Origin of the sequence: Chryseobacterium sp. 22543 (assembly GCF_052044565.1) — a bacterium.
Lineage (GTDB): Bacteria > Bacteroidota > Bacteroidia > Flavobacteriales > Weeksellaceae > Chryseobacterium.
The window spans coordinates 911,686-929,018 of record NZ_JBQENH010000002.1 but is presented as its reverse complement, the minus strand read 5'-3'; the positions used below and the strand labels follow the sequence as shown (position 1 = coordinate 929,018).

The 17,333-nt window shown below is 35.4% G+C and carries 19 protein-coding genes; 6 read left to right on the top strand and 13 right to left on the bottom strand.

The features are described from left to right. Positions 1-4: 4 nt before the first annotated feature. The gene (locus tag ACTJIP_RS10010; RefSeq protein ID WP_077414497.1) at positions 5-523 is read right to left on the bottom strand and encodes a hypothetical protein; all 519 of its coding nucleotides are present in this window, start codon (positions 521-523) and stop codon (positions 5-7) included. 601 nt (positions 524-1,124) lie between these two features. Between ACTJIP_RS10010 and ACTJIP_RS10005 the strand changes: the two genes are divergently transcribed. Then, entirely contained in the window at positions 1,125-1,355 is a 231-nt protein-coding gene (locus ACTJIP_RS10005; protein WP_047384443.1) for a hypothetical protein, read from the top strand. A gap of 211 nt (positions 1,356-1,566) precedes the next feature. On the opposite strand, the gene ACTJIP_RS10000 is transcribed toward ACTJIP_RS10005, so the two are convergent. The 5 genes from ACTJIP_RS10000 to ACTJIP_RS09980 form a co-directional block, all read right to left on the bottom strand. After that, positions 1,567-1,905 carry a hypothetical protein gene (locus ACTJIP_RS10000; protein WP_077414501.1) on the bottom strand — a complete coding sequence of 113 codons (339 nt, stop codon included), beginning with the start codon at positions 1,903-1,905 and terminating at the stop codon, positions 1,567-1,569. Positions 1,906-1,943: 38 nt separating this feature from the next. Then, positions 1,944-2,519, bottom strand: a complete 576-nt coding sequence (locus ACTJIP_RS09995) for a hypothetical protein (RefSeq protein WP_077414503.1) — start codon at positions 2,517-2,519, stop codon at positions 1,944-1,946. Positions 2,520-2,689: 170 nt separating this feature from the next. Further along, complete coding sequence (locus tag ACTJIP_RS09990) at positions 2,690-3,727, bottom strand: peptidylprolyl isomerase (protein ID WP_228408745.1); 1,038 nt, start codon at positions 3,725-3,727, stop codon at positions 2,690-2,692. An 81-nt stretch (positions 3,728-3,808) separates the two neighbouring features. Next, positions 3,809-4,321, bottom strand: coding sequence for an FKBP-type peptidyl-prolyl cis-trans isomerase (locus tag ACTJIP_RS09985; protein ID WP_077414507.1), 513 nt, complete (start codon positions 4,319-4,321; stop codon positions 3,809-3,811). A gap of 208 nt (positions 4,322-4,529) precedes the next feature. Beyond that, a complete protein-coding gene (locus tag ACTJIP_RS09980) occupies positions 4,530-5,600 on the bottom strand; it encodes a branched-chain amino acid aminotransferase (RefSeq protein WP_077414509.1) in 1,071 nt (356 codons plus the stop codon). Positions 5,601-5,685: 85 nt separating this feature from the next. On the opposite strand from ACTJIP_RS09980, the gene mnmD reads away from it, so the two are divergent. Together mnmD and ACTJIP_RS09970 are read left to right on the top strand one after the other, a co-directional pair. Then, positions 5,686-6,360, top strand: a complete 675-nt coding sequence (gene mnmD / locus ACTJIP_RS09975) for a tRNA (5-methylaminomethyl-2-thiouridine)(34)-methyltransferase MnmD (RefSeq protein ID WP_077414511.1) — start codon at positions 5,686-5,688, stop codon at positions 6,358-6,360. A 195-nt stretch (positions 6,361-6,555) separates the two neighbouring features. Continuing rightward, entirely contained in the window at positions 6,556-6,972 is a 417-nt protein-coding gene (locus tag ACTJIP_RS09970) for an NUDIX domain-containing protein (RefSeq protein WP_047384430.1), read from the top strand. Positions 6,973-6,993: 21 nt separating this feature from the next. Here ACTJIP_RS09970 and ACTJIP_RS09965 read toward each other — a convergent pair whose 3' ends face one another. After that, positions 6,994-7,698, bottom strand: coding sequence for a DUF4294 domain-containing protein (locus ACTJIP_RS09965; RefSeq protein WP_077414513.1), 705 nt, complete (start codon positions 7,696-7,698; stop codon positions 6,994-6,996). A 51-nt stretch (positions 7,699-7,749) separates the two neighbouring features. On the opposite strand from ACTJIP_RS09965, the gene chrP reads away from it, so the two are divergent. Together chrP and rpe are read left to right on the top strand one after the other, a co-directional pair. After that, entirely contained in the window at positions 7,750-8,823 is a 1,074-nt protein-coding gene (gene chrP, locus ACTJIP_RS09960) for a chryseobasin maturation metalloprotease ChrP (RefSeq protein WP_077414515.1), read from the top strand. Positions 8,824-8,940: 117 nt separating this feature from the next. Beyond that, complete coding sequence (rpe, locus tag ACTJIP_RS09955) at positions 8,941-9,591, top strand: ribulose-phosphate 3-epimerase (RefSeq protein ID WP_047375387.1); 651 nt, start codon at positions 8,941-8,943, stop codon at positions 9,589-9,591. Positions 9,592-9,804: 213 nt separating this feature from the next. Here the strand turns inward: rpe and chrI are convergent, their stop codons facing one another. The 3 genes from chrI to chrA are packed head-to-tail and all read right to left on the bottom strand — an operon-like array spanning position 9,805 to position 11,648. Further along, a complete protein-coding gene (chrI, locus tag ACTJIP_RS09950; protein WP_228408680.1) occupies positions 9,805-10,290 on the bottom strand; it encodes a chryseobasin maturation helper ChrI in 486 nt (161 codons plus the stop codon). A 35-nt stretch (positions 10,291-10,325) separates the two neighbouring features. Then, a complete protein-coding gene (chrH, locus tag ACTJIP_RS09945; protein WP_440704508.1) occupies positions 10,326-11,423 on the bottom strand; it encodes an MNIO family chryseobactin maturase in 1,098 nt (365 codons plus the stop codon). Between the two features lie 3 nt (positions 11,424-11,426). Further along, positions 11,427-11,648 carry an MNIO class RiPP chryseobasin precursor ChrA gene (gene chrA / locus ACTJIP_RS09940; protein WP_440704507.1) on the bottom strand — a complete coding sequence of 74 codons (222 nt, stop codon included), beginning with the start codon at positions 11,646-11,648 and terminating at the stop codon, positions 11,427-11,429. 161 nt (positions 11,649-11,809) lie between these two features. Between chrA and ACTJIP_RS09935 the strand changes: the two genes are divergently transcribed. Further along, complete coding sequence (locus ACTJIP_RS09935; RefSeq protein ID WP_440704506.1) at positions 11,810-13,729, top strand: alpha-L-fucosidase; 1,920 nt, start codon at positions 11,810-11,812, stop codon at positions 13,727-13,729. 72 nt (positions 13,730-13,801) lie between these two features. Here ACTJIP_RS09935 and ACTJIP_RS09930 read toward each other — a convergent pair whose 3' ends face one another. The 3 genes from ACTJIP_RS09930 to ACTJIP_RS09920 all read right to left on the bottom strand — a co-directional run bounded on the left by ACTJIP_RS09930 (position 13,802) and on the right by ACTJIP_RS09920 (position 17,015). Then, the gene (locus ACTJIP_RS09930) at positions 13,802-14,218 is read right to left on the bottom strand and encodes a nucleoside-diphosphate kinase (protein ID WP_076355787.1); all 417 of its coding nucleotides are present in this window, start codon (positions 14,216-14,218) and stop codon (positions 13,802-13,804) included. A gap of 590 nt (positions 14,219-14,808) precedes the next feature. Then, on the bottom strand, positions 14,809-15,735 hold the full coding sequence (rsgA, locus tag ACTJIP_RS09925) for a ribosome small subunit-dependent GTPase A (RefSeq protein ID WP_426483147.1): 927 nt from the start codon (positions 15,733-15,735) through the stop codon (positions 14,809-14,811). A gap of 197 nt (positions 15,736-15,932) precedes the next feature. Beyond that, a complete protein-coding gene (locus tag ACTJIP_RS09920) occupies positions 15,933-17,015 on the bottom strand; it encodes a chorismate mutase (RefSeq protein WP_047384411.1) in 1,083 nt (360 codons plus the stop codon). Positions 17,016-17,333 lie beyond the last annotated feature (318 nt).

Below are 17,333 nucleotides of genomic sequence, written 5' to 3'. Positions count from 1 at the left end.
AAAATTATCTTTTGAATTTTTTAATTTTACGCCTGTAAAGAAAATTTCTCCATAAAAAAGTTTTCCACTCATGATGTATTCCACCTCCCGATTCCCAATTGACATCAAATTTCTCTCCTTCCCATGCATATACAGGCATTGCAATTTTTGAATGGAACATTGGTGGATTATCTTTTACTACAGCAAAATAATCAGCATCAAAATTTGATTTTCTGTAATATTGGATTTCTATAATAGTTTCTCTTGTATTTGCCCGGAAAATATACAGAGTAACATCATAAAGATCATCAAACTCTTTTTGTAAAATCTCCAGTGCAAGATCCAAAGTAAGCAATGTTTTTGAATTATTTATCCTGTTTCGGGATATCCTCTGTTCACTGAAATCGGATCCTTCAAATTCATTAAAATCAGACAAAATAAAAAACAATTTCGGGGAAATCGCATTCCGACAATTGATTTCAGCCAGCTGCAAAAGATTTGTTATACAGATATTGATACTGTCTTTTAAACTTTCCCGGTTCATTTTTAAACTATACTAAAGGAGTTTAAATATATAAAAAATAGTTGCACCGTAATATTTTCTTTGCTTCAGGCAACTTAAGCTTAAAAACAGAAAATTTTTCTTTGTTTAAGGAAATAACAGATGAAAACACGCTTCATGAGGAGCTTCGCCAGTCCCGTGAAACAAAGTGTTAATCGAGAAAGTTTTATTTTGGCATGATATTAGCATGTAAAATATTGAGAAAAAATTAAAAAAAACACTAAGGATGAGAAAAAAGGTTTTCTGTGGATTTTCAGTTTTTCCACTGATTCAAATTCATATCTAGTATATGAATCCTTTTTTTTCTACGATGCCGTCACAGATACGGGCTCGTGATTAACTAACCCCCGTTGATTTTTCACAGCAATTTTGCACCCGTATCTCACTGGTATCATCAATAACCACGAATCATTTATTGATTCAAAAAAAACAAAAATATCCCGGACTTTTTGCCCGGTATTACGATATAGATAAACGGCAAAGTCATCACGAACCTTAGCCCAGTAAAGGAATTTATTCTTTTTACCGCGATGAGTACGCCTTTATTTTTTTAATTAATTGTATAACCCTTAAAATGTAAGTAATGATGAGAGCCTTTTTTGAAATGATTTTTAAGAGAAATGAAGATGCTGCAAAATTGAATATATGGAGCCTATTGCTGGTACTAAGTTTTGCTGCATTTTCTGTATTGGTATACGCCTTAAAACCAAGCTTTAACAGCTTAATTATATATCTGACGGCATTTGCCGCTTATATCGGCTTCGGCCTTGTATTCATCAGTTCTTTAGCCGGAACGAGTATGAAGAAAAGATAATAAAATATAACTTTCAATTAATTTTTACTGAAAAAACCGTCCTGTTTGGGGCGGTTTTTTATTTGTATAGCTAAATTATACAACCATTAAAATCCATAAAGATTTTTTATAATTAATAGTCCCTATGAATTACAATCTTTCCAACAAAAAAAGCCACTCCCTCCGGAGCAGCTCAGCGATAACAACAAAGTTATCTTAACATCGTAAAAACTTATTCTTTAAACAGGTCCTTCATCATTTTTTCAAGGGCCTTTTTGGTTTCTTCTTCTATCATATGTCCGGATTTTTCAACCATTTTTTCTCGGAAAGGTTCACAGCAGGCTTTTATTCCAAAGCCTTCATCTGTTTTAATCAATTCCGGGTGCAGACCGTGTTCTTCACACATTTCTGACTCAATTTCTTTTTTTATAAGGTCGTAATTCAGATCAAACATATCTCTTATTTTGTTTCTTATAAGTACAGGATAAAGATAGATGTAATAATGCCTTACCGAAATCCGTATTTTTACGGTATTTACAGGAAACAAAAAATCGTCTTTTTCAGACGGCATTATTTTAATATAAAAGTTGATGCTTACTGCTTAACCTTTTAAAATGTATCCAGAATTTTCTTCGGTAAGATTTTCACCAGTTCTTTTTTATATTTCTTTTCAAGAATAACAAATTTCCATGACTTTTTATCTTTTGAAACAGCACATGCTTTCATATTAGCGTTGATGAGATATGAACCTTCGTTAGCTAAATATTTAACATTATTTGCGCCATATTTGGCTGTTAAAGCGCTGTTCATTTTCTTTTTCATATCATCATTTAATGAGCTTACATTACATTTCAGTTTCAAAAAATAATTGGTAATAGAGAAATACTCACCAGTAATGAGTTCAGGTTTTTCAATATTTCCAAACTTCAAATCCTGTACTTCAATTTTCATGAATGGATTATTATATGTCATATTCAAAATCTGCGTCATCTGCTCTTTTGAAACTATGGTGAAGAATTTTGGATATATACAGCTTACTGCCTGATCTAGCTGTTTAGATTTAATACTGTTTACAAAATAAGTAAGTGATTTCTTTATCGCTGTATCGTCAGGATTTGCCTTGGTCTGTGAAAAGGCTATAAACGAAAGCAGAACGAACAGAAACAGAAGTGATTTGGTCTTCATTATTTAGTAGTTGTTACAAATTTTAAGATTACTTTTTACCGGAAAAATCATTGAACTTCCCAGATATTAAAATGGGTCGCAGCCTTACACATATCGTTACAGAATGTATTTGAACAGAATAAAAAAAGCCATCCTTCCGGACGGCTTTTGAGAATATTTTGAAAATTCAATTATTTTACTTTTACAAGCTCAACATCGAAAACTAACCAAGAGTTTGGCGGGATCACTCCTCCTGCTCCTCTTTCTCCGTAAGCCATTGCTGGCGGGATCAATAATGTAGCAGTTTCACCTTCTTTCAACAATAGGATACCTTCATCCCATCCTTTGATTACTCTTCCCATTCCGATTGGAATTTCGATCGGCTCATTTCTTTTGAATGAAGAATCGAATTCAGTTCCGTCTACCAGTTTACCTGCATAATGTACAGATACATTATCACCCGCTTTTGGAGCTTTACCGTCAGCTGTTTTTGTGATTTTATAGTAAAGACCTGATTCAGTTTTTTGCATACCAGCTTTTAGGTTTTCAACTAATTTCTCCTGGTTAGCTTTGAATTCTTCTTCTTTTTTCTTCTTTTCAGCTTCTTCTTTAGCGATGAAAGCTTTATTGTTTTCTGCAATCTTTGCTTTTCCTTCAGTAAATGTTTTAGCAGCATCATAGTGCTTGTACTCATCACCTTTGCTGAAAACAGAAACTTTTTCTAGAACGATATTTGTTTTAGGTTTATCCTGAGCTCCTTTTTCAACGTTAGCAATAGCATCAATCACATCATTACCTTTTACCACTTTTCCGAAGATCGTGTGTTTTCCGTCTAACCAAGGCGTAGCTACTTCAGTGATGAAGAACTGAGACCCGTTTGTATTAGGTCCTGAGTTCGCCATTGAAAGAATACCTTTTCCTGTATGTTTAAGGTCATTTCTTTCGTCCTCGAATTTATATCCCGGATCACCCGCGCCAGTTCCCTGAGGATCTCCCCCCTGGATCATGAAATCTTTGATTACTCTGTGGAAAATAGTTCCGTCATAATAAGGAACTCCTTTAGCCTTAGCTTTGTTGTCGATTTTCCCTTCTGCAAGACCAATAAAGTTGGCTACAGTTACTGGTGCTTTCTTGTCTTCAAACTTTACAATCAAATTACCTTTTGTGGTTTGAAGATTGGCATAAAGCCCGTCATTAAGACCTTCGTAAGTTTCTTTGTCTACGTTCATTTTTTTATAAATTGGGGTACAACTCATCAGCGAGATACTTGCCGCTGCCAGAATTATATTCTTGTTAAACAATTTCATGTATTATAGCGCTTTTAATTTTATGATTAATGGAATATCGTTATCTATTTTCTTTTCGTCTCCAAAAGTTCCGTAAGCCAAAGAAGACGGTACCAAAAGCGTTACTTCCTCTCCATCATGTATAAAACGCAAAGCGTTCTCCACTGCCCTCAGTTCATCAAAGTGCCCGAATCTGGCATCTCTTCTTTCAAAAGACTGATCGTATATTTTTGTCTGATCAAAATCATACAGATCATAAGAATAGGAAATCAAAGTTTCATCTTTCCTTCTTTCTCTCTGATCATAACCTTCAGCGGTTACCCAGTAATTAAGCTGTGTAGGATAAAATTTCACAGACTGCCCGCTGATCCAATCCTGAATCTGGCCTCTTTCTATGATATTCAGATTTTTCATCCTGTTTTTAGAAACATCCAGATCTTTTTGGCTTAAAACACCGCCTACCGGAGGATGGGCCGTCTGTGTATTTCTGTTGCAGCTTAACAGGCTTATGGCTGATATGAAGAGTATTTTTTTCATAAACTTTTGCGAAAATACACATTTCGCGAATCAATTACAAAACTTGACCCAGAAATATGTGAATGTAAGAATGTATCAATCTGCTAATAAAACAAGGCAGCTGGCTGAATCCTCTGATTAAAAGTTATTCATACATTTTACACGAATACATAAATACAAAAAAAGCCGGGAAAAACCCGACTTTTATATAGTTTATTTAAAAAAAATATTAAACTGTTTCTAATGCATGATCTACTACAACTCTCCATCCGAAAGGATCTTCAGAAAGATTAGTCTGCAGGTCTACCAAGTCTTTCTTAAGAATAGCAGCGAAACTTTCTTCATCAGATAATCTTGGAAGCTCAAGTTTTACACCCTCATATCCTAAAGCCTGGAACTGAGTGGTTACCACTGCTGTACCTACTCCCCACACTTCTTTAAGAGAACCATTCTTCAATGCTTCAATAACTGTTTTCACAGGAATTGGTTCTATTTTCACTTCAATTCCTCTTTTCTTAGCCAGTTGAATGAAACTGTCTCTTGTTACTCCGTCAAGGATTTTCTCAGAAGTTGGAGGTGTATAGATTGTATCATTGATTCTTACAAATACGTTCATTGTACCACTTTCTTCGAAATATTCGTGAGTAGCATCATCTGTCCAGATGATTTGCTCATATCCTTCTTCGATCGCCAATTGCGTAGGATAGAAAGAAGCAGCATAGTTACCTGCAGCTTTTGCAGAACCTACTCCTCCGTTTGCTGCTCTTGAATAGTGATCAGAGATCTTTACAGATACAGGCTCAGAATAATAGCTCTTCGCTGGTGTTGCAACGATTGCAAACATATATTTATTAGATACTCTTGCTTTCAAAGCTTCCTCCGTTGCAAAGATCAATGGTCTGATATAAAGAGACATTCCTTCCCCCTGTGGAATCCACTCTCTATCCATATCTACCAATGCTTTTAATCCGTCCAAAAACATTTCTTCAGTCACCTCAGGCATAGCAAGACGCTTTGCTGACTTATTGATACGTTCAAAATTCTTTTCAGGCCTGAAAAGGAAAACCTGCCCGTCTTTGTCTTTATAGGCTTTCATCCCTTCAAAACAAGCTTGTCCATAGTTTACCCCCATCATGGCAGGTGTAAATGGAATCGGACCGTAAGGAACTAATTTTACATCACCCCATTTCCCATCTTCATACTCACATATGATCATATGATCTATGAAAGTACCACCAAATGAAAAATCGTTAGGGTCAAATGTAGAAATTCTGGAGTTTTCAGTTTTTTGAATTATCATTTTTTAAAATTTTTACGATGTTCTACAAATTTAACATAATTTTCTAAATATAAAAATTTTAGAGTAAATTTGACAAAAAAATAGCTTGAAAAGAGAGATTAAGACCACAAACGACGGAAGTAAAACATTGTTTATCAATGAATTAAATGAAAACTACCATTCTCATCACGGAGCACTTCAGGAAGCCGAACACGTGTTTATTAAAAATGGATTAAATTTGATAAATGATTACGAAATTAATATTTTAGAACTCGGTTTTGGAACAGGTTTGAATGTTTTAGTAACAATTAATGAATATTTAAAAACTGACAAAAATCATGTCATCAATTATTTTTCGCTTGAAAAATATCCCATAAATGAATCCGAAGTTAAGGATCTGGCTTACTTTGAACATTTTGATAACCCTGAGTTTAAAAATATTTATCAGAAAATTCATCTGGCAGATTGGGAAAAGTCAGTAGAAATCATTAGTGGATTCAACTTAAAAAAGATAGAATGTGATTTTTTTGACCTAAAAGACATTGACTTGCCTAAAATCAATCTTGTTTATTTTGATTGTTTCGGTGCCAGAGTACAGCCTGATCTTTGGGAAAAGCCACTATTTGAACTGGTTTCTGACAAAATGGCCATTAACGGATTATTAACTACCTACTCTTCTAAAGGCAGTGTAAGAAGAATTCTTCAGGAACTGAATTTCCAGGTAGAAAAAAAACAGGGACCTCCGGGAAAAAGAGAAATGATCAATGCCGTTAAATTGTAGAATGTAAAGCTACTAAGGAAATATACTTTAATTTTCTATTTTTTATAATAATCATTCTATAGTAAAGATAGGTTGATTTGGAAATTTTCAGAAATAAAACAGATAGCATAAAACTTCCAGCTTCACGCTTCCTACAGCCAGCTTTTTTCAACAAAATTTCTTACATTAGCTATACAAATATTATACATTATATATATGATAGATAAGATCAACATTAGAGTGTATGCGTGTGCGGTAAAAGACAAACAAGTTCTGACTTTATTTGAAGAATATGCCGGCGAACCTTTAATGAAATTTCCGGGTGGCGGATTAGAATATGGTGAAGGAGTACTGGAATGCCTGCATCGTGAATTTGATGAAGAACTGAATGTACAGATTAATGTTCTGGAACATTTTTATACTCAGGAAAACTTTCTGGTTTCCCGCTTCAAAGAAAACGAACAGCTTCTTACGATATATTATATAGTAGATATTGTGAATGAAGAAGATTTCATTATCATGGATCCCTGCATCGAAAAAACAGAATGGATTGATATAGACAGACCAGACAATCCTTTCCCTCTTCCAATAGATAAGATTGTATTTGATAAATTAAAAGAAAAATTCCTGTAAGCATTCTTACAGGAATTTATATTATTTCTTGACTTTAAAATCGCTTGCTCCCGGGTAAGGCTGCAAATACCCTGAATTCCAATTGGACTGAAGCAATGATTCTACAAATTCATCAGTTCTGTTTTTGTGTGGATCGTATTGTTCTTTCAGATCAATATCGGCCATTTTTCCTTTTACATTCCACCAGAAAGCGCTCCATCCGCCTCTCAGTTCTTTGATTATTTCATAGACATTTTTTCCGGTAGCTCTGTTCATCAGTTTTGCAAAAACCTGCCCTTCGGTAGTGGTAAGATCTCTCAGTTGTTTTTCATATTGATCTGCCAGCATATTCTGTCGTTCTCTTACAAATTTTCTTTTAGCCTTGCTATCCATATCATTCATATCTTTCTGGATGTCTCTGTACTGCTGTAATGCAGTGACAAATAGCGGATATACTCTGTACAGCTTTTTATTCAGAAAATAATAGTAATTTTTATCCAGCTGGTTATTAAATCTCGGTTTATTAACCAAAACCAACTCGTCTAATACAACTACAGGCTCGCCGTTAATTTCATAAATCTTGACTTTTTGCTGCTCGTCATAATAGTATTTATTACCAAATTCATCCGTTTTCAAGGATTCAGGTGGATACTGATTGAGTGGTTTCGCCACTACACCATCCTTTTGGCCAAAAGCACTGACTCCAAAAAAGAGAATAAAAAGGCAGATAATCTTACTAAAATTCATTATTTTTACACTTATAAGAACAAAAATTAAACGCAAAAATCATTCCTTTTTATGAAATTTGAAAAGAAATCTTTGAAATTTTTAGAAAAATATTTAAACACATCATCTCCAACAGGTTACGAACATAAAGGACAAGAAGTCTGGATGGACTATATCAGACCCTATGTTGACACAATAGAAGTAGACCATTATGGAACCTGTTATGGGATCATCAACCCGGAAGCTGAATTTAAAGTAGTGATTGAAGCACATGCTGATGAAATTTCATGGTACATCAATTATATTACAGATGACGGATTAATCTATGTCATCAGAAACGGAGGTTCCGATCAGACGATTGCCCCTTCAAAAGTGGTTCATATTCACGGAGAAAACGGAATTGTAAAAGGAGTATTCGGATGGCCGGCTATTCATACGAGAACGAATCAGAATGAGCCTACTCCTAAAATTGAAAATATCTTCATCGACTGTGGTGCTACTTCCAAAAAAGAAGTGGAAGAAATGGGAATCTTTGTAGGATGTATGATTACTTACCCGGACGAGTTCTTTGAAATGAACGACAGATATTTTGTCTGCAGAGCGTTGGACAACAGAATCGGAGGTTTCATGATTGCAGAAGTAGCAAGACTTTTGAAAGAAAATAAAAAATCTATTCCATTCGGACTTTATATTACCAATTCTGTACAGGAAGAAGTAGGTTTATACGGCGCAGATATGATCGCTGACACCATCAAACCGAATATTGCCATTGTAACGGATGTTACCCATGACACTACCACTCCGATGATTGAAAAGAAGAAAGAAGGAGATCAGAAATGTGGTGCAGGACCGGTAGTATTCTTTGCGCCAAGTGTTCACCATACCATCAGAGAATTGATTATTGACACAGCAAAAGTTAAAAAAATTCCTTTCCAAAGAGCAGCAGCAAGCAGAGCTACAGGAACTGATACAGATGCTTTTGCTCATTCTAATGGCGGAGTACCAAGTGCGTTAATTTCCTTACCTTTGCGTTATATGCATACTACGGTAGAAATGGTGTCCAAAGAAGATGTAGGGAATGTGATTAAACTTATCTACGAAACCGTTCTTAAGATCAAACCGGAAATGAAACTGAAGTATCATTAATAGAATCAAGATGCCAGACACAAGATTCAAGATAACCAAAATACACATATAAAACACCTGTTTTGACCATGTTTTGGTTCTTGATTCCTGACTCTAAATATCTAATATAAAGTAAAAATGAAAACGAAGCTTATTGCTCCATCCCTTTTATCTGCAGACTTTGGGAATCTGCAAAGAGACATTGAAATGCTGAACAATTCCCAGGCCGACTGGTTCCACATTGATGTAATGGACGGCCGTTTTGTACCCAATATTTCATTTGGTTTTCCGGTAATGAAAACTGTTCAGCAGCATGCCAAAAAATTTGTAGATGTTCACCTGATGATTGTGGAGCCTGAGAAATATGTTGATGAATTCATCAATCATGGTGCAGACCTTATTTCAGTACATTATGAAGCATGTACTCACCTTCACAGAACCATTCATCACATTCAGAGCAAAGGAGTAAAAGCAGGTGTTGTTTTGAACCCTTCTACTCCGGTATTAATGCTTGAAGACATCATTGCAGATGTGGATCTGGTATTGTTAATGAGTGTAAATCCAGGGTTTGGAGGACAGAAATTCATTGAAAATACTTACAAAAAAATTGCTGAAACCAAAGACCTAATCTTAAGCAACAACTCTACAGCCCTTATTGAAATAGACGGTGGAGTGAACCTTGACAACGCTTCTAAGCTTTTTGAAGCCGGAGCTGATGTACTTGTGGCAGGAAATGCTGTTTTCTCAGCAGAAAGCCCTGAGAGAACGATTGAACTTCTAAAGATTTAATAATTATCTTTATTATAAAAACAAAAGGCAGCCAATGGCTGCCTTTTCTCTTGTTTGAAATGAAGTCTTCGTGGTTATAAATTTTTTCTCAACATTTTGAAAATGTTAAATCTGTTTTGTCTTGCTAACAACACAAAGATCAGAATAAAACCATAGGTACACATCCGTAGAAATACCGAATCTAACATTAAGTATTTCTACGTATTCGCCCATTTACACATCCTTATTCCAGATACAGGCACAGACTACAAAAATGATAGAAATAACAGAGAAAACGGTTCTTATATTATTCAGAAAATTCCATCTGTTTTCAAAATTAGCGCGCATCTGCCTGATGGCTTCCGTTGTAGAATTGGAAATATCAAACTTATCCAGTGCGTCATTCATCGGAACATTCCCCGCAACCGTCACTCCAAAAACCCCAATCAGATAGGCCAGTGCAGCCAGCAGGAGAAAGATAAAAACAGACTGATGTCCGCGGAACAAAAAGACAGATACCGGCAGAAAAGCCGCTGTTCCCATAAAACTCATGAAGAAAACAGGGTTCAGAATTTCCCGGTTGATGTTCTGCATAGCTTTCAGATATTCTACATCAGAGAGTTTTCCCAGTCCAAGGACTACAGAACATGAATAAGCATAGAAAAGTCCTCCTATCAGAGCAGTGAGGACAGCGGTAATGATCAATACTAGTGTTGTCATTTTCATATATTTTGATTTTGGTTATCAGGATAGAATTAATAAGGATTCCATTTTTTGATAATATTCTGGGCAGTAAGAATCATTTCAGGATCCCAGTTCTCTGTTTTAAAGTAATGAAAATCCTGATCTTTGATAACTGCTGCTCCCGCATTGTCAAAAAGAAGTCTGGTAAGCCTTGACTGCTCTTCAAACAAAGCCAGATCTTCGACAGGTTTCTCCGGAAGTTGTATTTGCCGCTTGTTCCAACTGCTTATTTTTCTTCCTTTCCAATCAGAAGCTTCGATTATTGTTTTAATTTTATTGAAATCATTCAGGAAATTTTCTTTTTCCTCTTCTGTTTTCAGCGTATGCCCCAGCCTTTCGGTAATAATATATTCCAGATTTTGACACTTTGCTAAAACGGAAGGCAAAACAGAAAAAATCTCTTCGGGAATAATATCATCATGGGTATCTCTTCTCACCTGCTTTTTCCCATATACACTCTCCTGCCAGCTTCCTCCGGAAAGATGAATCTCTTTTACCTTATCCAAAGGGTACAGATCAATTATTTCCTGCATTTTCACTCCAAAATTACAGGATTGACAATAAATATTATGAAGATCGAGAATCAGAAAGCCATTGGTATCCTCCGTTAGTTTATCAAGAAAAATCCCTTGTTCTTTGACATCATCAATAGAAAATGAAAACGCTAAATTTTCTATACCTACAGGAATATCTATCATCTCCTGAAGCCTGTACAGCCTGTCTTTTCCTATTTGTAAAGTTTTGGGATGCAGAGATACCGGCAATGGTACTCCCTGATGAAAGTTTTCAGTATTCATGAAACCAAAATGTTCCGTGATATGATTGTATTTCCTTAAACCGACTTCTTCTTTTAGCTTTTTCAGCCAATCTTCCTGCCTTTCTGTCCATCTTGCATCAAACAGGGAATAATAAACACCATGGCCTATCAAACGGTTATTTTCTGCATAAAAGTTTAGCAGATCACGAAGCCAATCCGGTTCATTGGCATGATAAAGGGTATCAAAGGACCATTCCAGAACATCAATAGTGTTGTTCTGCAGCAACGGCAAAACAGCAGAAACAAAATCAGCTTCTGCCATCATTGATATTCCTAATAGTGGTTTTTTCATCTTTTATCCCATTCCACAAGCCGGGCAGCCATGGCCACGAAGAACAAGCGTATCTTTTTTTACGATTGACTTAGGAGTTCCCGGTTTTTTCTTTTCAACAGTATCGGATGCTGTTGCTTTCTTTACTTTTTTTACAGGCTTTTTAGTTCTAGTTTCAGGTTTAGTGCTTTGTGCAGAAGCTCCTACTGCTAATAAACTCGCCATTAATATTGCTGGAATTTTCATAATTGCTTTTTCAGATAAAATTTACAATAAACGTTCCATTTATCTCGTCCAATATATTCAACCTTTTATTTTAAGTTCAAATTATATGGAGATGGTTTTATTTTAATTTTTAGTTTAAATCATAAAAATACAATAATAAAGGAGACGCTCTGATAATAATTATGAGTAAATCTCAAGATATTATTGCGGTAATGCTTTCTTTATTTATATTTAATGGTAAAATAAAACTATATATGAAAAGCAGCCTGATTAAAGCTGTTTTCCTTGGGTTGGTGTTATCTGCTTATAATACCAATGCACAGGTTCAAACAGTTGACAACAGCAAGAAAATGGAATGGTTTAAAAATGCCAAACTGGGTATTTTTATTCATTGGGGAATCTACTCCGTAAATGGAATATCTGAATCATGGTCATTTTTCAACAATTATATCAATCACGAAAATTACATGAAACAGCTGAATGGTTTTTCAGCTTCAAAATATCAGCCTGAACAGTGGGTAAACCTTATTAAAGAATCCGGAGCAAAATACGCTGTTATTACGACCAAACATCATGACGGGGTTTCATTGTGGAACTCTAAGGCTGAAAAAGCGATCACGATTCCCGGACAGTCTTTGGCCAAAAAAGATGTTCTAAGTCCTTTTATTTCTGCTTTGAAAAATTCCGGATTAAAAACAGGGCTTTACTTCTCCTTGCCGGATTGGAGCCATCCCTATTATGATATCAATACGCGGACAAAAAAGCGATACGAAATAAAAAACGATCCGAAACGATGGCAGAATTTCATCAGTTACTATCAAAGCCAGCTTAATGAACTTTCCTCTCAGTACTCCCCTGACCTTCTTTGGTTTGATGGAGACTGGGAACATACTTCTGAGGAATGGAAAGCTTCTCAGACTCTGGATCTGCTCAAGAAATACAATTCAAATATCATCATCAATTCAAGGCTCAACAATCATGGGGATTATGACACTCCTGAACAGGGAATTCCGGTCGTTCCACCACAAAATCCATACTGGGAGCTTTGTTATACCATGAATGATTCCTGGGGATATCAGCCTTATGATAAAAGCTATAAAACACCTAATATGATCGTAAGAACGCTGGCAGATGTTATCAGTATGGGAGGAAATCTTCTGCTTGATATCGGACCCAGATCAGATGGTACAATTCCCGAGGAGCAAGTGGAAATTCTGAAAAACCTTGGCCGATGGACCTCTAAAAACCAGCACGCCATTTATGAAACAACCCGTGGAATTCCTTTTGAAAATTATAAAGGAAAATCTTCTTTATCTACCTCAAAAAAATCCTTATTCCTTTACCTGGAGGAAGCCAAAAACTTCGCAAAGATTTATGGATTGGAAACAAAACCTGCTTCAGCAAAAATAATAGGAGATCCTTCAGCTATTATCAAAACAGATTACAACGCTGAAAAAACACTCACATTGAATTTTTCCAATGTGAAATTTGATAAAGACGTCACCGTTGTAGAACTTACTTTTGATACTCCGCCTGTATTTCTGAAAGATTTTAAAAAGGAAAATCACTCTCTCGCTGAAATCATGGGTAATAAAAACACACAGGAAGCGGCCTATACTATAGCCAATACACTATATAATGGTTATAATCTGCCGACCTCTTCAGGGCTGACCAGTGATGGTCTCGATATGAAAATCAAGACAACACCCAACACCAATCAGGAAACTCTGCAATGGATAAGTAAGCATGCGGAGGCACTTTATGAAACTGAAAAAGGATTACCAGATGGCCACTATTCAGGAATAAGTGCATTGTCAAAAGATAAACAGACACTTTATCTTTTTGTGGAAGGAACCCCTACAGGCCCAATTGCCTTAAAAGGAATAAAAAACGGAATTGCCAGAATAAGAGTGGTAGGCGAAGGCACTATGCTGTCACATACGATATATAATAAACTTTACTGGAGTGACAGACCGGGAATTATTTATATTGATATTCCAAAGGAAAAGCTGGATAAGCAGATGACTGTCATTGCTGTTTTACTCAATAAGCCTATTGAACTTTACAGAGAAAATGTGGGTGCTATTGAAAACAATCTTTAATAAGCGTTGAATATCATAAAAAACAAAATCCGGAGAATTCTCTCCGGATCTTTTATTTTGTAAGATGATTTCTTAGAAAATCTCTCTTCCTGAAAAATGGAACTGAGCTTCGATTAATGCATTCTCGTTAGAATCTGAACCGTGAACAGCATTTTCTCCGATGCTTCTTGCAAACATTTTTCTGATTGTACCTTCTGCAGCTTCTGCAGGGTTAGTAGCACCAATTAATGTTCTGAAGTCTTCAACTGCATTATCTTTTTCTAAAACTGCAGCCACGATAGGACCAGAGCTCATGAATTCTACCAACTCACCATAAAATGGTCTTTCAGCGTGTACTTCATAGAATTTTTTTGCATCAGCAACTGTAAGCTGAGTTAATTTTAAAGCTTTGATTTTAAAACCTCCTTCAGCAATCTTACCCAATATAGCACCGATATGTCCGTCAGCAACTGCATCAGGCTTAATCATAGTGAATGTAATGTTAGACATAAATGTATATTTTTTTAATGGCGCAAAATTACAAAAAATATCTTTGATTTTTATTTTAATTTTTTTTTAACATAAAAATAACTTTTATTAAGAAATTATGAACCAATCTTTGGCACAGTAATTGTTTATTCTACTGCGATTCTCATGTTTAATTTGAGTTTTCATGGTTATTAGTTTTTACCCAGCTTCGGCTGGGTTTTTTATTTTCAAAAAACAATGCCATTTTTTATCAATTCAACATTTTAAATAGCTAAATAAAAGTAAATTTAATAGTATTATTGCTTTTATTTCAATTATTAAAACAATCGGATTTTCCAGAATATTATTTTCTCGCTAAACTAAAATATGTCAAAAGTGGAGTTATCTGCCAAATTTGTTGTGCCAAAAAGTAGAGTTATATAAAAAAGAGATTTTTTTCGTTAAAATTTATAAAAAACAAATCAAAAAAAACAGACCATTAGTAAGAATGTTAAATTTGAACATTAAAAAATAATATTTGAGAAATATTATACTAAAATGACAGCAATAGAATCTGTACAGATTGTCCGAATTAATCTGCAGTGGTTATAATAGTATAGAAATTGATATGGTTATTTCTGAGAAGCTTCTTCCGCCTCATCCATCAATTTAATGTACGTAGAATAGCGCGAATGTTGTATTTCGCCTGTTTCAAGGGCATCAAGAACAGCACATTTCGGCTCATTAATGTGAAGGCAATTGTGAAATTTGCACTCTTCTCTCTTTTTGAAAATCTCAGGGAAGTAATGCTGTACTTCTTCTTTTTCAATATCGATCATTGCAAATTCACGAACTCCAGGGGTGTCGATAACATTTCCGCCAAAATCCCAGAAGTGCATCTGTGCAAAAGTTGTTGTATGCTTTCCTTTCAGATGGGTGTCTGAAATTTCAGATGTTTTCAAATTCAGTCCTGGCTGCAAAGCATTTACTAAAGTAGATTTCCCACAACCGGAGTGTCCGAAGAACACTGAAGTTCTATCTTTAAGGATTTCCTGCAACTGATCTAGATTCAGTCTTGAATAAGATGAAATTTCCAATGTGTTATATCCAATTTCCTGGTAGAGAAACTCGATATCTTTCACAATTTCTATTTCTTCCCCCTGGAGAACATCAATCTTATTAAAAAGAATCAAAGGAGTAATATTATAGGCTTCACAGCATGCCAAAAATCTGTCAAGAAATCCTAAAGATGTTTCAGGATGTTTCAGGGTAAAGATAAAGCACGCTAAATTAATATTGGAAGCGATAATATGGGCTTCTTTTGAAAGGTTTACTGATTTTCTGATCAGATAATTGGAGCGTGGCTCAATTTTCGTGATCCAGGCAATATCATCCTGTTCCAGTTGAAACTCAACAAAATCTCCTACAGCAAGTGGATTGGTAAGCCTTGTTTTTATTAATTTGAATTTCCCCCTGATTCTGGCCTCGAAAATTTTATTTGTTTCCAATTCCAAAACCTGGTACCAGCTGCCTGTAGATTTAATGATTTTTCCTTTCATAGATAATACTGGTGCAAATATAAGGAATTAGGGCTTAGCATTCAGGAAATAGGTTAAAAACACATGTTTCAATTCTTCTAAATCCTGAGGTCTAAGCCCTAATAAATATTTTTTGCCGTAAATAGGTAATTGTTTTCAGGAATTAAATCAATTCTACTTATCCTAAACCCTAATCCCCTTACCCGTTTATCTGCTGTTTATCTCTTATCGATCATAATGCTGTTCTGAACTTCAATAGATTCTTCGTGAATTGCTTTGAAGACTTTTTCAATAAATTCCTGAGACATTCCGGTTTCTTTTGCTTTTTGATTAGCATATTCCGTGATTACTTTCCAACGTTCAGGCTGGAAAATCGCGATGTCATTTTCCTTTTTAAGTTTACCGATCTTTTCAGAAATTTTCATTCTTTGAGAAAGAAGTTCTATTAACTGGAAGTCAAGATCCGAGATCAAAGTTCTGTGTCTTCCCATTTCTCCTTCAAATCCTGCAAGATTAGAGCTTCTTACTTTCAGATTACCAATAAGGTCTGCAAGAACTTCAGGAGTAATCTGCTGAGAAGCATCACTCCAGGCTTCATCAGGATTACAGTGTGATTCAATGATAGCACCCTGGTATCCTACGTTAAGAGCTTCCTGTGTAATATCAGCAAGACCGGTTCTGTTTCCGCAGATGTGTGATGGGTCAATCAACATTGGAATATTTGGAAACTGGCTTTTGAAATCAAGGGCAATCTGCCAGTTCGGGTTGTTTCTGTATTTTGTTTTCTGGTATGTTGAAAATCCTCTGTGAATTACTCCCAGGTTTTTAATATCCTGACCTAAAAGTCTTTCCAACGCTCCAATCCATAATGCAAGATCCGGATTCACAGGGTTTTTCACGAATACAGGTTTATCTGTTCCTCTTAAAGCCATTGCAATTTCCTGTACTGTAAATGGGTTTACTGTAGAACGTGCTCCAATCCAAAGAACATCTACATCTGCTTCCAGAGCTGCAAATACATGGTGTGCATTGGCTACCTCAGTAGCTGTTTTAAAACCATACTCTTCTTTTACTTTTTTTAGCCAGTTCAAACCGATTACTCCTACTCCTTCAAAACCGTTTGGTTTGGTACGAGGCTTCCAGATTCCCGCACGGAAAACCGATACATTGGCATTGGATTCTTTAATTCTCCTGGCGGTTTCAAGCATCTGAGCTTCACTTTCTGCGCTACATGGTCCCGCGATCATTAGTGGCTGTGTAAGCCCATCGATCCACTCATTTTTCAAATCATTTAAATTCATATTCTAAATTTTATTGTTTTTTTATATAATTTTTTCGTTGACAGCAATAGCCCTTTGGATTATAAAATTTAATTTATAATTCTTTTCAAAAAATGCCGTTCAAAAATTTTTAAAGGAATCAGGAAAATAATAGGGCTCTACTTCTCCTGTATTTTTTGGAAAGAAATTCAGTTAACAGTACCAATAAAATCGGTAATACGTTCTGAAATTTCTATAATAAGAAGCAGAAAAACTAAAATAACCGCTAAAAAAGTAATTAGCGGGTGCAAAAAAAGACAGATATGTGTTAGTCAGTTTTTCCATTTTATTCTGGAAATG

Bases quoted from the DNA above. Each gene is read 5' to 3' on its own strand.
- ACTJIP_RS10010 (WP_077414497.1), bottom strand. From the start codon at position 523: ATGAACCGGGAAAGTTTAAAAGACAGTATCAATATCTGTATAACAAAT.
- ACTJIP_RS10005 (WP_047384443.1), top strand. From the start codon at position 1,125: ATGATGAGAGCCTTTTTTGAAATGATTTTTAAGAGAAATGAAGATGCT.
- ACTJIP_RS10000 (WP_077414501.1), bottom strand. From the start codon at position 1,905: ATGCCGTCTGAAAAAGACGATTTTTTGTTTCCTGTAAATACCGTAAAA.
- ACTJIP_RS09995 (WP_077414503.1), bottom strand. From the start codon at position 2,519: ATGAAGACCAAATCACTTCTGTTTCTGTTCGTTCTGCTTTCGTTTATA.
- ACTJIP_RS09990 (WP_228408745.1), bottom strand. From the start codon at position 3,727: ATGAACGTAGACAAAGAAACTTACGAAGGTCTTAATGACGGGCTTTAT.
- ACTJIP_RS09985 (WP_077414507.1), bottom strand. From the start codon at position 4,321: ATGAAAAAAATACTCTTCATATCAGCCATAAGCCTGTTAAGCTGCAAC.
- ACTJIP_RS09980 (WP_077414509.1), bottom strand. From the start codon at position 5,600: ATGATAATTCAAAAAACTGAAAACTCCAGAATTTCTACATTTGACCCT.
- ACTJIP_RS09970 (WP_047384430.1), top strand. From the start codon at position 6,556: ATGATAGATAAGATCAACATTAGAGTGTATGCGTGTGCGGTAAAAGAC.
- ACTJIP_RS09965 (WP_077414513.1), bottom strand. From the start codon at position 7,698: ATGAATTTTAGTAAGATTATCTGCCTTTTTATTCTCTTTTTTGGAGTC.
- chrP (WP_077414515.1), top strand. From the start codon at position 7,750: ATGAAATTTGAAAAGAAATCTTTGAAATTTTTAGAAAAATATTTAAAC.
- rpe (WP_047375387.1), top strand. From the start codon at position 8,941: ATGAAAACGAAGCTTATTGCTCCATCCCTTTTATCTGCAGACTTTGGG.
- chrI (WP_228408680.1), bottom strand. From the start codon at position 10,290: ATGACAACACTAGTATTGATCATTACCGCTGTCCTCACTGCTCTGATA.
- chrH (WP_440704508.1), bottom strand. From the start codon at position 11,423: ATGAAAAAACCACTATTAGGAATATCAATGATGGCAGAAGCTGATTTT.
- chrA (WP_440704507.1), bottom strand. From the start codon at position 11,648: ATGAAAATTCCAGCAATATTAATGGCGAGTTTATTAGCAGTAGGAGCT.
- ACTJIP_RS09935 (WP_440704506.1), top strand. From the start codon at position 11,810: ATGAGTAAATCTCAAGATATTATTGCGGTAATGCTTTCTTTATTTATA.
- ACTJIP_RS09930 (WP_076355787.1), bottom strand. From the start codon at position 14,218: ATGTCTAACATTACATTCACTATGATTAAGCCTGATGCAGTTGCTGAC.
- rsgA (WP_426483147.1), bottom strand. From the start codon at position 15,735: ATGAAAGGAAAAATCATTAAATCTACAGGCAGCTGGTACCAGGTTTTG.
- ACTJIP_RS09920 (WP_047384411.1), bottom strand. From the start codon at position 17,015: ATGAATTTAAATGATTTGAAAAATGAGTGGATCGATGGGCTTACACAG.